12 protein-coding genes are annotated in these 13,844 nt (G+C 64.7%); 7 read left to right on the plus strand and 5 right to left on the minus strand.

Annotated elements, in window-relative coordinates:
- Positions 1–33: 33 nt before the first annotated feature.
- Positions 34–471: a VOC family protein gene (locus tag AB4Y91_RS00700; protein ID WP_441416674.1), complete on the minus strand. Its 438-nt coding sequence runs from the start codon at positions 469–471 to the stop codon at positions 34–36.
- Positions 472–611: 140 nt separating this feature from the next.
- Between AB4Y91_RS00700 and AB4Y91_RS00705 the strand changes: the two genes are divergently transcribed.
- Positions 612–1,649, plus strand: a complete 1,038-nt coding sequence (locus AB4Y91_RS00705) for a DUF808 domain-containing protein (RefSeq protein WP_441416675.1) — start codon at positions 612–614, stop codon at positions 1,647–1,649.
- Here AB4Y91_RS00705 and AB4Y91_RS00710 read toward each other — a convergent pair.
- Complete coding sequence (locus AB4Y91_RS00710) at positions 1,646–2,119, minus strand: VOC family protein (protein WP_441416676.1); 474 nt, start codon at positions 2,117–2,119, stop codon at positions 1,646–1,648. The two genes, AB4Y91_RS00705 and AB4Y91_RS00710, sit on opposite strands and share 4 nt — an antisense overlap.
- Positions 2,120–2,335: 216 nt before the next feature.
- Complete coding sequence (locus AB4Y91_RS00715) at positions 2,336–2,542, minus strand: DUF4177 domain-containing protein (RefSeq protein WP_441416677.1); 207 nt, start codon at positions 2,540–2,542, stop codon at positions 2,336–2,338.
- A 226-nt stretch (positions 2,543–2,768) separates the two neighbouring features.
- Between AB4Y91_RS00715 and AB4Y91_RS00720 the strand changes: the two genes are divergently transcribed.
- The 5 genes from AB4Y91_RS00720 to AB4Y91_RS00740 all read left to right on the plus strand — a co-directional run bounded on the left by AB4Y91_RS00720 (position 2,769) and on the right by AB4Y91_RS00740 (position 10,742).
- The gene (locus AB4Y91_RS00720; RefSeq protein ID WP_138768187.1) at positions 2,769–4,505 is read left to right on the plus strand and encodes an ABC transporter ATP-binding protein; all 1,737 of its coding nucleotides are present in this window, start codon (positions 2,769–2,771) and stop codon (positions 4,503–4,505) included.
- A complete protein-coding gene (locus AB4Y91_RS00725; protein ID WP_441416678.1) occupies positions 4,502–6,520 on the plus strand; it encodes an ABC transporter ATP-binding protein in 2,019 nt (672 codons plus the stop codon). The genes AB4Y91_RS00720 and AB4Y91_RS00725 overlap by 4 nt, the downstream gene beginning before the upstream one ends.
- 551 nt (positions 6,521–7,071) lie before the next feature.
- Positions 7,072–7,290, plus strand: a complete 219-nt coding sequence (locus AB4Y91_RS00730; RefSeq protein WP_441416679.1) for a hypothetical protein — start codon at positions 7,072–7,074, stop codon at positions 7,288–7,290.
- 382 nt (positions 7,291–7,672) lie between these two features.
- Positions 7,673–9,196: a DUF4041 domain-containing protein gene (locus AB4Y91_RS00735; protein WP_441416680.1), complete on the plus strand. Its 1,524-nt coding sequence runs from the start codon at positions 7,673–7,675 to the stop codon at positions 9,194–9,196.
- Positions 9,197–9,614: 418 nt separating this feature from the next.
- Entirely contained in the window at positions 9,615–10,742 is a 1,128-nt protein-coding gene (locus AB4Y91_RS00740; RefSeq protein WP_441416681.1) for an ATP-binding protein, read from the plus strand.
- Positions 10,743–10,966: 224 nt separating this feature from the next.
- Here AB4Y91_RS00740 and AB4Y91_RS00745 read toward each other — a convergent pair whose 3' ends face one another.
- Both AB4Y91_RS00745 and AB4Y91_RS00750 read right to left on the minus strand, forming a co-directional pair.
- Entirely contained in the window at positions 10,967–11,668 is a 702-nt protein-coding gene (locus AB4Y91_RS00745; RefSeq protein ID WP_441416682.1) for an SCO1664 family protein, read from the minus strand.
- Positions 11,669–11,681: 13 nt separating this feature from the next.
- Positions 11,682–12,347 carry an MSMEG_4193 family putative phosphomutase gene (locus tag AB4Y91_RS00750; RefSeq protein WP_441416683.1) on the minus strand — a complete coding sequence of 222 codons (666 nt, stop codon included), beginning with the start codon at positions 12,345–12,347 and terminating at the stop codon, positions 11,682–11,684.
- Between the two features lie 92 nt (positions 12,348–12,439).
- Between AB4Y91_RS00750 and AB4Y91_RS00755 the strand changes: the two genes are divergently transcribed.
- A complete protein-coding gene (locus tag AB4Y91_RS00755) occupies positions 12,440–13,828 on the plus strand; it encodes a sigma 54-interacting transcriptional regulator (RefSeq protein WP_441416684.1) in 1,389 nt (462 codons plus the stop codon).
- Positions 13,829–13,844 lie beyond the last annotated feature (16 nt).

The following is a 13,844-nucleotide window of genomic DNA, read 5'->3' on the forward strand; positions in this document are numbered from 1 at the left end:
CCCGTCCGGCGAACGGGCGCACTGGCCCGGCCCTCAGCTTTTCTTCAGCTCCTCGGCAAGCATCACGAGGATGCCGCTGGGGCCGCGGAGGTACGTGAGCTTGTAAACGTCCTTGTAGGTCGCCACGCCGCGCAGCGGATAACAGCCATGCCGCGCGGCGATCTCCAGGGCTTGGTCGATGTCGGAGACTGAGAACGCGACCCGGTGCATGCCGATCTCGTTGGGACGGGTGGGCGCCGTCTCGATCGCCTCGGGATGGATGTATTCAAAGAGCTCGAGGCGGCCACGGCCGTCCGGCGTTTCGAGCATGGCAATGTGGGCGTGATTGCCGTCAAGCCCGACGGCGGTGTCGGTCCATTCGCCGCTGACGGTGTCCCGCCCAACGACCGCCAGACCGAGGTCGGTGAAGAACGCGATCGCCTCGTCGAGGCTGCGCACGGCGATGCCGACGTTCTCAAGTTTGATGGTCATGCTCTTCACGCTACCGAGCCGGCCCGGTTCGGATCCAGAGCCGACGGGCTATCCCTCATATAATTGAGCATGCCGATCACGCACCCCGACCAGGGCACCCCCGTCCAGCCGTCCGCCCCCAAACAGTACGGACGCGGGCTGTGAGCGGCGGCCTGGTCGCCCTGCTGGACGACATCGCAGCCCTGGCCAAGATCGCGGCCGCCTCGGTGGACGACGTCGCCGCCGGAGCGGCGAAGGCGGGGGCCAAGGCCGCGGGCGTGGTCATTGACGATGCCGCAGTCACCCCTCAGTACGTGTCCGGGGCGGACCCGTCCCGCGAACTGCCGATGATCAAGAAGATCTTCTGGGGCTCGCTGCGGAACAAACTCCTGATCATCCTGCCGGCACTGCTGCTCATCAGCGCCTTCATCCCGGGCGTCATTCCGTTCATCCTCATGGCGGGCGGCACCTACCTCTGCTACGAGGGTGCCGAGAAGGTCTGGCACAAACTCCGCGGACAGCACGACGCCGAGGAAGACACCCCGGCGGTCGACCGGGGGCCGGAGGCGGAGGCCAAGGTCACCAAGGGCGCCATCACCACCGACTTCATCCTTTCCTGCGAGATCATGGTCATCGCGATGAACGAGGTGGCGGCCGAATCCCTGTGGGTTCGGGCCTCCATCCTGGTCGCAGTGGCGATCGCGATCACGGCCGCCGTGTACGGCGCCGTCGCACTCATCGTCAAGATGGACGACATCGGCCTGCACCTGACCACCAAGGAGTCCGCGGGCTCCCACCGCTTCGGCGAGCTGCTCGTCAAGGGGATGCCCGCCGTGCTGACCACGATTACCGTCGTCGGGACGGGCGCCATGCTGTGGGTGGGCGGGCACATCATGCTGCAGGGCGCCCACGACCTCGGCTGGCACCTGCCCTACGATCTGGTCCACGCCCTCGAGCACCCCGTAGCCGGGATCCCGGTGGCGGGCGGCTTCCTGGCCTGGCTCGTGAACACCCTGTGCTCGGCCGTCCTCGGACTCGCCTGGGGCCTCGTCGTGATGGCGATCCTGCAGCCGCTGCTCAAAGCGCTGCCGTTCGGCAAGAAGGACAGCGGACACAAGGACGGGCACCAAAAGGGCGACGTCCGCGCCGCCGTCCAAGGCCATCAGCCCGCGAAACACGACGCCGATCCCGCCTCCTAGCCCGTATCCTCCGTCGTAATTGGCTCGCAAGCCAGCGGACTGAGGCGCCGACTTAAGGAATGTGCGCCAGCACTCAGACGTTCGCTTTCTTCAATGGACGACGGCGAGTTGTCCGTCCCGGCGGTGTCCACCACGCAGAACCGGTTGCCCTCCGGGTCGGCAAGGATCACGTAGTCCGCGTCCGCCGGCCGCTTGCTCCACTCGACCGGGGTGGCGCCCAGGGCCAGGAGCCGCTGCACTTCGGCGTCCTGCTGGTCGGTGTAAAGATCCAGATGCAGGCGTGGCGGGATCTGGAGGGCCGCGGGAACGCGGTCTAGGGAGATGCAGGTGCCGGCACCGGCCGGCGGCTGCAGGATGACAAAGTCGTCGAGGGGCTCGTGCCGCGGCTCGTAGCCCAGCGCGGCCTGCCAGAAAGCCATCTGGCGTTCGAGGTTTTCCACCCTGATCACGATCGAACCAATGCTCAGCATTCGGCCAAGGTACACCTTGGTCCGGGATTAACTGACGGCTGTTCCCGAAAGAAGTTGATCACGGCGCAGGGTCGCCTGCTGAGCGAACTCCTGCCTCCGGGCAGTCAAATTCCGTGAGCGAACCTCGACCTCCTCTCAATCTGGAGCACGACCGCTTTCCTGCGAACGGACTCGCCGGAGGATGCCATGGCGTCCCGACGCCACAGCGAGGTGCGACTATCCGAGGCGCTCGAACACCATGGTTGCCTGTATGCGGTCACCGCCGCCGAGTCCCTTGCTCCCGCTGCTGGCGGTGGTTATGGTGTGGAGGCGATAGCCTTTTGCGGCCTGATCGTTGAGGGTCTTCTCCAGAGAAGTCAGGTTTCCCGAGCCGGTTCCCCACAGCTTCTCTTTTAGGATCACCTGCAGCACGACATACTCCATGACAAGACTTCCTTCCGTTTCTGGCCGATTGGGAGCAACGCTACTCGACGTTGCGCAGTGCCAATGACAGGTCAGCGGATCAAATTAAGACCGTGTCAAGATCTGGCGGCGCCCGCGTCGACGCGCGCCGAGTCCGCCCAGAGAATAACCCCGTCCGCGCCCAGCATCCGGACGTAAACTGACCTCCGGACCACCAACCGGGGACCGTGCAAGAACTGGAGACCGGATGCTCTGGAAACTGCTCGTCGAATACCTGAGGCCGCAGCGGCGGCTGCTGCTCGCCGTCGTCGTCTTCCAGCTGGCGGCGTCCATCGCCTCGTTGTACCTGCCCACCCTGAACGCTGACATCATCGACCAGGGTGTGGCGCGCGGGGACACGGACTACATCATGCGCGTCGGCGGCGTGATGCTGATGGTCACCCTGCTGCAGATCGCCTGCACCATCGCCGCCGTCTACTTCGGCGCGAAGGCCGCGATGGCGCTGGGCCGGGACGTGCGCGGGGCGATCTTCACCCGGGTGGCGGAGTTCTCCGAGCAGGAGGTGACCCGGTTCGGCGCGCCCAGCCTGATCACCCGATCCACCAACGACGTCCAGCAGGTCCAGCAGCTGGTGCTGATGTCCGCCACGCTGATGGTCACCGCGCCCATGCTGAGCATCGGCGGGGTCATCATGGCGGTCCGGCAGGACGTGCAGCTGTCCTGGCTGATTGCGGTCAGCGTGCCGGTGCTGCTCATCGCCGTGGGCCTGATCGTCACCCGGATGGTGCCGCTGTTCCGGCTGATGCAAACCCGGATCGACACGGTCAACCGGGTGCTGCGCGAACAGCTCACCGGCATCCGCGTGGTCCGCGCTTTCGTCCGCGAGGACATCGAGACCGCCCGCTTCGGCCGGGCCAACGAGGACGTCACGGACACCGCGCTGCGCGCCGGCCGGCTGATGGCGCTCGCGTTCCCCACCGTAATGCTGGTGCTCAACGTCTCCTCCGTGGCCGTGATCTGGTTCGGCGCGTTCCGGATCGAGGACGGCTCCATGCAGGTGGGCACCATGATCGCGTTCCTGAGCTACCTGATGCAGATCCTGATGTCCGTCATGATGGCCACCTTCATGGCGATCATGATCCCGCGCGCCGCCGTCTCCGCGGACCGGATCGGCGCGGTGCTGGGCACCGAATCCAGCGTCCGGCCGCCGGAGCACCCGGTCAGCCTCGCCGGTGCAGCCCGCGGCGAGCTGGAGATGCGCGACGTCGGGTTCGCCTACCCGGGTGCCGAGGCGCCGGTCCTCTCGGACGTGGACTTCACCGCCCGCGCCGGGCAGACGACGGCGATCATCGGCTCCACGGGGTCCGGGAAGACCACCCTGGTGAACCTGATGCCGCGGCTCTTCGACGCCACCTCCGGCTCGGTGCGGATCGATGGCGTGGACGTCCGGGAACTGCACCCGGACCTGCTCTGGGGGCACATCGGCCTGGTCCCGCAGAAGCCCTACCTGTTCTCCGGCACGGTCCGCAGCAACCTGCTCTACGGCAAGCCCGACGCCACCGAGGACGAGCTCTGGCGGGCGCTGTCCATCGCGCAGGCGGAGGACTTTGTCCGGGAGATGGAGGGCGGCCTGGACGCGCCCATCTCGCAGGGCGGCACCAACGTCTCTGGCGGGCAGCGGCAGCGGATCGCGATTGCCCGGGCGCTGGTGAAACGCCCCGAGCTCTATATCTTTGACGACTCGTTCTCCTCGCTGGACACCGCCACGGACGCCCGGCTCCGCCAGGCGCTCCGGCAGCACACTGCCGGCGCGACGCTGGTGATCATCGCCCAGCGGGTCTCCAGCATCGTGGACGCGGACCAGATTTTGGTGCTCGACGACGGCCGGATCGTCGCGCACGGCACGCACGAGGAGCTGTTGGAGACCTCGCCGACGTACAACGAGATCGTGAATTCCCAGCTCGCGGCGGAGGAGGCGGTATGAGCAAGGTCGAGTCCCGGACACCCGCTTCCGGCGCTGGGAGCGGAGCCGGCGCCGCCCAGGAGGCCCCGCTGCGGATCCCGCGCCCGCGCGGCGGCCCCGGCCACGGCGGCCCGTTCGCCGGGATGAACATCCCGGCGGAGAAGGCGATGAACTTCGGCCCGTCCGCGAAGCGGCTGCTGGGCGAACTCCGCCCCGAGCGGATCTGGCTGACGCTGGTACTGGCCCTCGCCGTCGTCAGCGTGACGCTGTCCGTGATCGGGCCGCGGCTGCTGGGCGAGGGCACCAACCTGATCTTCGCCGGCGTCGTGTCCAAACAGCTGCCCGCCGGGGTGAGCAAGGCCCAGCTGATCGCGCAGCTGCGGGCCGCGGGGGAGAACCAAAAGGCGGACATGCTCAGCGCCATGGCGCTGACGCCCGGGACCGGGATCGACTTCGCCGCGCTGTCCTCGGTGCTGCTGTGGGCGCTGGTGCTCTATGTGCTCGCCTCGGCGTTTATGTGGATGCAGGCATATATCCTCAACGGCGTGGTGCAGCGCACCGTGTACCGGCTGCGCGAGCGGATCGAGGCGAAAATCAACCGGCTGCCGCTGCGCTATTTCGACACCGTGCAGCGCGGCGAGCTGCTCAGTCGGGTGACCAACGATGTGGACAACATCTCCCAGAGCCTGCAGCAGTCCATCAGCCAGGCGGTGACCTCGGTGCTGACCGTGGCCGGGGTGCTGGTGATGATGGTGATCCTCTCGCCCACGCTGGCCATCATCGCCCTGGTGACCATTCCGCTGACCCTGGTGACGACGACGGTGATCGCCAAGCGCTCGCAGAAGCTGTTTGTGGCGCAGTGGAAGAACACCGGCGAACTGAACGGCCAGATCGAGGAGACCTACACCGGGCACGCACTGGTGAAGGTGTTCGGCCGGCAGCGCGAGGTGGAGGAGACGTTCCGGCAGAAGAACGTGGAGCTGTACCAGGCCAGCTTCGGCGCCCAGTTCATTTCCGGGCTGATCATGCCGGCCATGACGTTCATCGGGAACCTGGTCTATGTGGGGATCGCCGTGGTGGGCGGGCTGCAGGTGGCGTCCGGGGCGATGCAGCTGGGCGATGTGCAGGCGTTCATCCAGTACTCGCGGCAGTTCACCCAGCCGCTGGCCCAGCTGGGCTCGATGGCGAACCTGCTGCAGTCCGGCGTGGCGTCGGCGGAGCGGGTGTTCGAGCTGCTGGACACCGAGGAGCAGTCGCCTGACCCGGTGCCGTCCGTGGCTCCTTCTGGGGGCCGGGGGCGGCTGGTGTTCGAGGACGTGTCCTTTGCCTACTCGCCGGACAAGCCGCTGATTTCCAAGCTGAGCCTGGTGGCGGAGCCGGGGCAGACGGTGGCGATTGTGGGCCCGACCGGGGCGGGCAAGACCACGCTGGTGAACCTGATGATGCGCTTCTACGAACTCGACGCCGGGCGGATCACGCTGGACGGCGTGGACGTCGCCGCGATGTCCCGGCACGCGCTGCGCTCGCGGATGGGGATGGTGCTGCAGGATACGTGGCTGTTCGGCGGGACCATCCGGGACAACATCGCCTACGGCCGGCCGGATGCTTCGGAGGCGGAGATCCTGGAGGCGGCGAAGGCGACGTACGTGGACCGGTTTGTGAAGTCCCTGCCGCAGGGCTACGACACCGTGCTCGACGACGAGGGCGCCAACGTCTCGGCGGGGGAGAAGCAGCTCCTGACGATTGCCCGGGCGTTCCTGGCCCGGCCCTCGGTGCTGATCCTGGACGAGGCGACGTCCTCCGTGGACACCCGCACCGAGGTACTGGTGCAGAAGGCCATGAGCGCGCTGCGGTCCGACCGGACCTCGTTCGTCATCGCGCACCGGCTCTCCACCATCCGCGACGCCGACCTCATCCTGGTGATGGAAGCCGGCCAGATCGTGGAACAGGGGACACACGCGTCACTGCTGGAGGCCGGCGGGGCGTACGCCGCGCTGTACGCGGCGCAGTTCGCGGCTCCGGTGGCTGAGGTTTGAGGGGGCGCTCTCCCTTGGCCGCTAGGCGGAGCCCACGAGCGGACAACCCGCGTGCTTCAATACGGGCCCGCGTCCTAAGGTTCAGCCTCGCGGCCGTTTAGGAGCCGATTCTCGGCGTAATGTGTGACGGCCAACGCTTCCAAAGTCAGCGTGTCTGCTATCCGTCAAACCTCGGGCCCCGATAATCTGCCATGTGCCGCTCAAAGCAACTGGATCTCAGGTGCTGCATCAAGGGGCATCCAATATTCGAAGCGGTCCCTATCCGCTCTCCTGCCAGAAAGATTCTGTTGAAAAGATCGCTCGGACTTACCCTCATGCTGACACTGGCCCTAGCCGGGTGCAGCTCAAGCACCCAGGCAGCGGAGCCTTCGGTGTCGAGCGCCCCCTCCGAGGCACCTACCCCGACGGAGACCACCAGCACTGTCTCAGAAGTGGCCAGCGCCGTAGCTGAAATCCGTCCTCAGCTCACGGAGAACTTCGATGACTTCCGGACAAACCGATGCTCTGGCGTGCTCAGCAGCAGGCAGGCGGGAATAGACGCTGCTACGTGCGTGAGTAGCAAAATCGCCCTTGGTTCCTATGCGAAGGCCCTCAACATCACGCTCGAATCTCTGAAGCCATGGCCAAGCGAGATAGAGTCGCTCACTCAGCAAACCACCGAGCGCTTGAGGACCGTCGCGTCTGCATCAGAAGTAGACGACCCTGGAATGTTCGACACCGCCGCGCTGTTGCTCAACAGCAAGCTGCAAGGATGGGACCCATACCTCTAGTCAGCTTCCAGAGTGGCTCGGCTGCGACGGCCCGGTGGGGCGCCGCATACATCGCATCCCGATCCCGGCCCGAGGGTTCTGCGTTTCAACGCAGTCACCCTCGGCCTCTCCTACCAACATCGAGGCCAACTAGGGATCCCGAACCGCGGTGAAGAAACCGGCCCGATCTTGCACGCCACAGTCTCTTCGCTAGCCACCACCGCTCAGGTCGCTGCCTCCGTGACATGCCTGCTCCGCGACGGCGACAACGGCGCCATTCTCGCGTCCGACGGCGGCTGGCCGCGGTTACATCGGGCGGAGCAACCGCACCGCCGTTGAAGGCGTTTCTGTCTGCGTGTGCTGCTACCGTACGAGAAACAATCACGTGACTATTGGGGGAACCATGTCTGACTTGTCATCCGGCCCTGCGCAAGAACCTGAGAAACCGAAGAAGAAGCCCGTCGGCTTCGCGAGGCATATCGCTTTAGCCTCCACTTGCCTCATCGTCATGGCCATCCTTCCGACTCAGGCGTTCCTAGCCAGTCTGATCCTGGCGGGTGGTGTGCTGTGGGTCTTGCTTGACATCTTGAAGCAGTACAAGAAATCCTTCGGAGCTCCAGCTGAAGGGTTCGGGATAAGTGCCGAGAAAACTTACCGAACGGGCATCGGCGCCCCGCCACTGCCAGCGAACGGACTGAAGCAGTACGCGGATGAGGTGTACCTGGCCAATGTTCAGATGCTCGCCGATCTGCAGAGGTTTGGGGACATGGATACGTTGGACAAGGAACGCCATGTCGCCGAATTGGCGGGCAACATTGCCACGGCGGAGCGGGAGCTTGCTGCGGCGAAAGCCGAGCTCGTGGCGGTCCGAAGCGAAGTCCTTGATGTCCGGCAGGTCGCCGACCGGCACAACATCGGGTTCTACGACTACGAGCATCCCGCTGAGACCTCGGTGAAGCTCGCCGATGAGCTGGCGGCTGTCCGCGCCCGCATCAAAGACAAGCTGCGTGAGAAGACCGCGGTCACCACAGTCTCCGGGTTCACCTTCAACGGTTCCACGAAGGAAGGATCCAAGTTCGTCCGAGACCTTTCCGCGCTGTTGCTGCGCGCCTACAACGCCGAGGCCGAGAACTGCGTTAAGACGGTGAAAGCCGGGAACCTACATACCGCCTCGGCCCGTCTTGAGAAGGCACGTGAGCAGATCGCTAAGCGTGGCACCATGATCGGCCTTCAAATCACTAACGCCTTCCACGCTCTCCGCGAGAAGGAGCTCGAGCTCGCTGCCCGGCACTTGGAGGCCGTAGCCATTCAGAAGCAACTCGAGGCGGAAGCCCGAGCTGAAGCACGTGAGGCGGTCAAAGCCCAGCGCGAATGGGAAGCGCTTAAGGCCAAACAGAAGAAGGAAGTCGATCACTACGCCAATGTGCTTCTCCAGCTCCAGGCATCCGGAGACCTTGAGGGCGTACAGCGCGTACAGGAACAGCTGGACGAAGCCGAGGCGAAGCTTGCCGACGCCGAAGACAACGCTCTGAACACCCGTGCCGGGTACGTGTACGTTATCTCCAACCTGGGAGCCTTCGGGGACGGAGTGGTGAAGATCGGCATGACGCGCCGTCTCAACCCCATGGATCGTGTGCGCGAACTCGGAGATGCTTCCGTTCCGTTCCTCTTTGACGTGCACGCACTCTTCTTCTCAAAGGACGCGGTGGGCATCGAAACCATGCTCCACCAGCACTTCTCTGGCCGGCGGGTGAACCTAGTCAACTTGCGTCGCGAGTACTTCTACGCGACTCCGGCGGCGGTCAAGGAAGCCCTAGTGGAGCATCACGTCGAACTCGTCGAATATCAGGAAAACGCCCCGGCCGAGGAGTTCACCGCTTCTAAAGACTTGCGCGGTGCTAGAGAGCTCGCCGCCGCCAGTGTTTAGGAAATCGCAGGACTCGGACTGCGCCCTGAGTCGTCGGGCCACGCGGAATAGGCCGAGTCTGTCCGCCGACGCATCGGACGGAGTTACTCGGATGCTCGGATTATTTACCTTTGCAGCTGGAAAGTGCATCTGGCGGCCGTGACGATCCTGCAGTTGGAGCGTTCGCCTATACATAAAAGGGCGGGCGAAGGAGCAAAATTTCCCCGGCTGCCGAGGTAGGCCTCGGGATACACTCAGTTTCTCAATACACACATATGTATTTCTAACTACCCAAGAGGGATCGCACTTGACGGAAACAACAGAACGACGGTCCTCTAGGGAGGTTCGCGATTTCGCGGTTAGGGACCTGTCCGGCCCCGCTTCAGCTAGAAGGCTACTGTCCTGGGTAGCTTCTACGCCACTCGAGCAATCAATAGGCTTGGACTTCGAGCATACAGACAAGGTCTATCCCAACGGGGCTGTTCCTTTTGCTTGTGCGCTAGATTTTCTTAAGGAACGAGGACATACCTTCCACATTGGCAAAGCGGGGCATGAACGTTCTCTTGCGCACGTTCTCAACCCTATGAACGTTGCTGATGACCCCGACCACACAGCGCAACTCACGGACGTTGTTTGGAAATACCGGAATGAGAAGGAAGCGGGCGAGCTCACCCGGCGTTTCATGGGTTCCCTCCTGGATCGAATGCCCTGCGAAGAGGGCGTATTCGACACTTTGAACTGGTGTATTTATGAAGTTCTCGACAATGTATTTCAACATAGCCAAGCTTCGTGCGGTTACGTGATGATGCAGCTCCATACAGTCACCAGGCAGTGCGTGATTTCAGTGAGTGATTCGGGAATCGGTATACACCGCGCCATGGGAATGGGGGCAAAAGCAGGTAGATTTTCCTACGACTCCATCAAGACCGCAGATCAGGCAATTGGGCTGGCAGTCCAGCAGGGAATCACGAGTAAGGGCAGTCAAAACCAAGGAAACGGACTATTCGGTCTCAGCCGGTCTGTCGACCTCAATGGTGGTTCGCTCAGTATCCACTCTGGCAAAGGCACTTGGACCTTCAGGGAGCATGCCGTTGCCACGGCTGTCTCCGACGCTCATCGGCCGCTTTTGGACTTGGAATCTCACCACGGCACAACTGTGGATTGGCAGCTTAACTGCGAAACCAAAGTAAGTATCGGTGAGGTTTTGGGTTCTCGATTTTCATCCAGTGACCTTCTTGAATCCATCGAGACGGTTGACGGTTACTACGAACTCGATGCCGCCGAGCTTGAGAGCTCTATCGGCTCGAGGAAAGAGGGCAGCGAAATCCGGACACGAATCATGAACTACTTAAGTGCAGGTGTCCCCCAGATTGTTCTGAACATGACGCATCTCGACACGATTTCCTCAAGTTTCGCGGATGAGGTTCTGGGCAGACTTGCCGTGCAACTCGGGGAGACTGAGTTCGCCAACCGGATAGCGATCCTCGGTGCAAGCACGACAAATCGTCAAATCATTGCTCGGGCGGTCGAGCTTCGAATTGAAACCGAGGGGGCGAAGAGCGACTAGCGACGGACGTCAGCTATGTATCGTCCGGGTCGCGCCGCCGCTCTCATGCGCCTCGCCCCGCCGTTGTGTCTTCAACGCTGGCTGTGGGTCGCGAACCATGACCAATGTCGTCAGGTGCGTTCTGAAGTTTTTCTGACGAAGTTGTAGGCAGCGTCCGGTCGAGCGGCTGGGCTTCAGAACGTCATGGTCTCCGAGCGCACATCGCAAAATCGTGGGCGCCGTGCTTACACGAGCGGCCACGGGTAGCGCATTCCCGTGCGGTCCACTGGCAGCACCCCCGCGACTAGCAAGCGCTGGACGCGGCGCTGCAGGGCGGTGACCTCATCGTCGTCGAGCAGTTCCGCCAGTTCGGCGGGGACGAACTCGGCGAGCGGGGCGATGTCCTCCAGCAGGGCACCGGGGATAGGGTCGCCGGCGAAGTCCCAGATCACGGTGCGCAGCTTGAACGCTGCCGAGAAGCAGAGCCCGTGGTCGATGCCCCAGATTCGGCCATCGTCGCCGCGCAGCACGTGGCCGCTTTTGCGGTCCGTGTTGTTGGCGACGTAGTCGAACAGCGCGATGCGGGCCAGCTCGCGGTGGGTCTCGGGGGCGCCTTCGAACAGGGTGAAGTAGTGCTCCTGGAAGTCGCAGTCGATGAACCACTGCAGCGACCCGACGCCCAGGGGTGCGTCCTCCCGAATGACGGTGAAGGGCACTAAGCCCCAGCCCAGCGATTCGCTGAGCAGGTAGGCGGCAAGTTCGCGCTTATAGAGGCCAGGTTCGAAGTCGGACAACGGCCTTTCTCCGGCTTCCGGTTTGTAGACCGCGTACCCGATGTCCTCGCCGCAGGTGACCTGGACTAGGAACGTCTGGTTGCTGCTGCGCGGGATGAGGCCCAGCAGTTCGATGCTGCCCTCGGTGAGCAGTCTCAGCTCCCGGCCGGACACCGACTGCCCCTATTCATGACGCCCTCAGGCCGCTGAGCGGTTCCGACGTCGAGTTCACCATGTGCACCGCGGGATCCTGGCCGTCCACAAACGTGATGGCCGAGACCGAGCCCGGGCTGATCACAATCCGCTGGAACAGATCCAGCGGCGTGCCCAAGGCGTGGGCGACGGCGGCCTTGATCGGATCGGCGTGCGAAAAGCACACCACCACGCCCCCGGCATGGGCCTCCCGCAGCGCCTCCATCGCCCCGACAATCCGCGCCTGCATCTCCGGAAAGCTCTCACCATTCGGGAAGCGGAAGGCAGACGGGCTGTGCTGCACGGTCTGCCACTCCGGCAGGACCGCCAGGTCCGCGATTGCGGCGCCGGTCCACTCGCCGAAATCACACTCGAGCAGCCCGTTGTCGTGCTTCACTGCCAGACCCGTGCGCACCGCCGTCGGCTCCGCCGTCTCGCAGGCCCGCTCCAGCGGCGAGGAATAGAGGGCGTCCACCGGCAGGCCGGAGAGCCGTTCAGACACCCGCTCGGCCTGGGCCCGGCCGCGGTCGGACAGGTGCAGTCCCGGCGCCCTGCCCGGCAGCACCATGCCGGTCGTCGGGGTCTCCCCGTGGCGCACCAGAAGCAGAAGCGTGCCCTGCGGCGGGGGCTGCGCTGAAGGTCCGGACGTGGGTGCAGTCATCAAGATCCAGCCTAGGCCGCCCAGACGCCCAGTGCGCAGGAATCTCACCAAATCCCTCGATTCCCCGCCGGGTACAGGTCTACGGTGGAGGAGTGAGTGATCGCCCCGAAATCTTCACTGTTGGTGAACTGCGCGCCTCCGGCCACGTTCACAAGGACCTGCGCCGCGAAATCCGCGACAACCTGCTCGCCGCGCTCGCCGCCGGCCGCGACCCGTGGCCCGGGATGTACGGCTTCAGCCGCACCGTCCTGCCCCAGCTCGAACGCGCCCTGCTCGCCGGGCACGACGTCGTCCTGCTCGGCGAACGCGGCCAGGGCAAGACCCGGCTGCTGCGGACCCTGGCCGGGCTGCTGGACGAGTGGTCGCCGGTGATCGAGGACTCGGAACTGAACGAACACCCCTACGAACCCCTCACCGAGCACTCCCGCGCCCGCGTCCTCACCGAGGGGGACCGGCTGCGGGTGGCATGGCGGCACCGCTCCGAACGGTACGTCGAGAAGCTCGCGACGCCGGACACCTCCGTCGCGGACCTGATCGGCGACGTCGACCCGATGCGGGTGGCCGAGGGCCGCCGTCTGGGCGACCCGGAAACCATCCACTACGGTCTGGTGCCGCGCTCCAACCGCGGCATCATCGCCATCAACGAACTCCCGGACCTCGCCGAGCGGATCCAGGTTTCCATGCTCAACGTGATGGAGGAACGCGACATCCAGATCCGCGGCTACGTGCTGCGGCTGCCGCTGGACGTCCTGGTGGTCGCGTCCGCCAACCCGGAGGACTACACGAACCGCGGCAGGATCATCACGCCGCTGCGGGACCGCTTCGGCGCCGAAATCCGCACCCACTACCCGATCGAGCTCGACGACGAGGTGGCCGTCATCCGGCAGGAGGGCCACCTGGTGGCCGGCGTCCCGCCCGTCATCCTCGAAATCCTGGCCCGCTACACCCGGGCGCTGCGGCAGTCACCGGCGATCAACCAGACCTCCGGCGTGTCCGCCCGGTTCGCGATCGCCGGCGCCGAAACCGTCGCCGCGGCCGCCCTGCGCCGCGCCAGCGTGCGCGGCGAGGACCAGGCCATCGCCCGGATCATCGACCTGGACGCCGCCGTGGAAGTCCTCGCCGGGAAGATCGAATTTGAAGCCGGGGAGGAAGGCCGGGAACAGGACATCCTGGACCACCTGCTGCGGATGGCCACCGCCGAAGCCGTCCGGGCGCACTTCCACGGCCTCGACATGGGCGACCTCGTCGCCGCCCTGGACGGCCACACCACGGTGACCACCGGGGAACTGGTCACCGCGCGGGAGTTCCTGGACAACCTCCCGCCGCTGAACGGATCCAGCCTCTACGACGACATCGGCGCGCGCCTCGGCGCGGAAAACGACGGGCAGCGCGCGGCCGCCGTCGAACTGGCCCTGGAAGGCCTCTACCTCGCTCGCCGGATCTCCAAGGACTCCGACGACGAGGCGACCGTCTACGGGTAACGGCACCTAAGGAGGG

Source organism: Arthrobacter sp. YAF16 (assembly GCF_052113385.1).
Classification (GTDB): Bacteria; Actinomycetota; Actinomycetes; order Actinomycetales; family Micrococcaceae; genus Arthrobacter.

Coding starts and splice junctions, on each gene's coding strand:
- AB4Y91_RS00720 (WP_138768187.1), top strand. CDS start 2,769: ATGCTCTGGAAACTGCTCGTCGAATACCTGAGGCCGCAGCGGCGGCTG.
- AB4Y91_RS00750 (WP_441416683.1), bottom strand. CDS start 12,347: ATGACTGCACCCACGTCCGGACCTTCAGCGCAGCCCCCGCCGCAGGGC.
- AB4Y91_RS00710 (WP_441416676.1), bottom strand. CDS start 2,119: ATGCTGAGCATTGGTTCGATCGTGATCAGGGTGGAAAACCTCGAACGC.
- AB4Y91_RS00715 (WP_441416677.1), bottom strand. CDS start 2,542: ATGGAGTATGTCGTGCTGCAGGTGATCCTAAAAGAGAAGCTGTGGGGA.
- AB4Y91_RS00735 (WP_441416680.1), top strand. CDS start 7,673: ATGTCTGACTTGTCATCCGGCCCTGCGCAAGAACCTGAGAAACCGAAG.
- AB4Y91_RS00700 (WP_441416674.1), bottom strand. CDS start 471: ATGACCATCAAACTTGAGAACGTCGGCATCGCCGTGCGCAGCCTCGAC.
- AB4Y91_RS00725 (WP_441416678.1), top strand. CDS start 4,502: ATGAGCAAGGTCGAGTCCCGGACACCCGCTTCCGGCGCTGGGAGCGGA.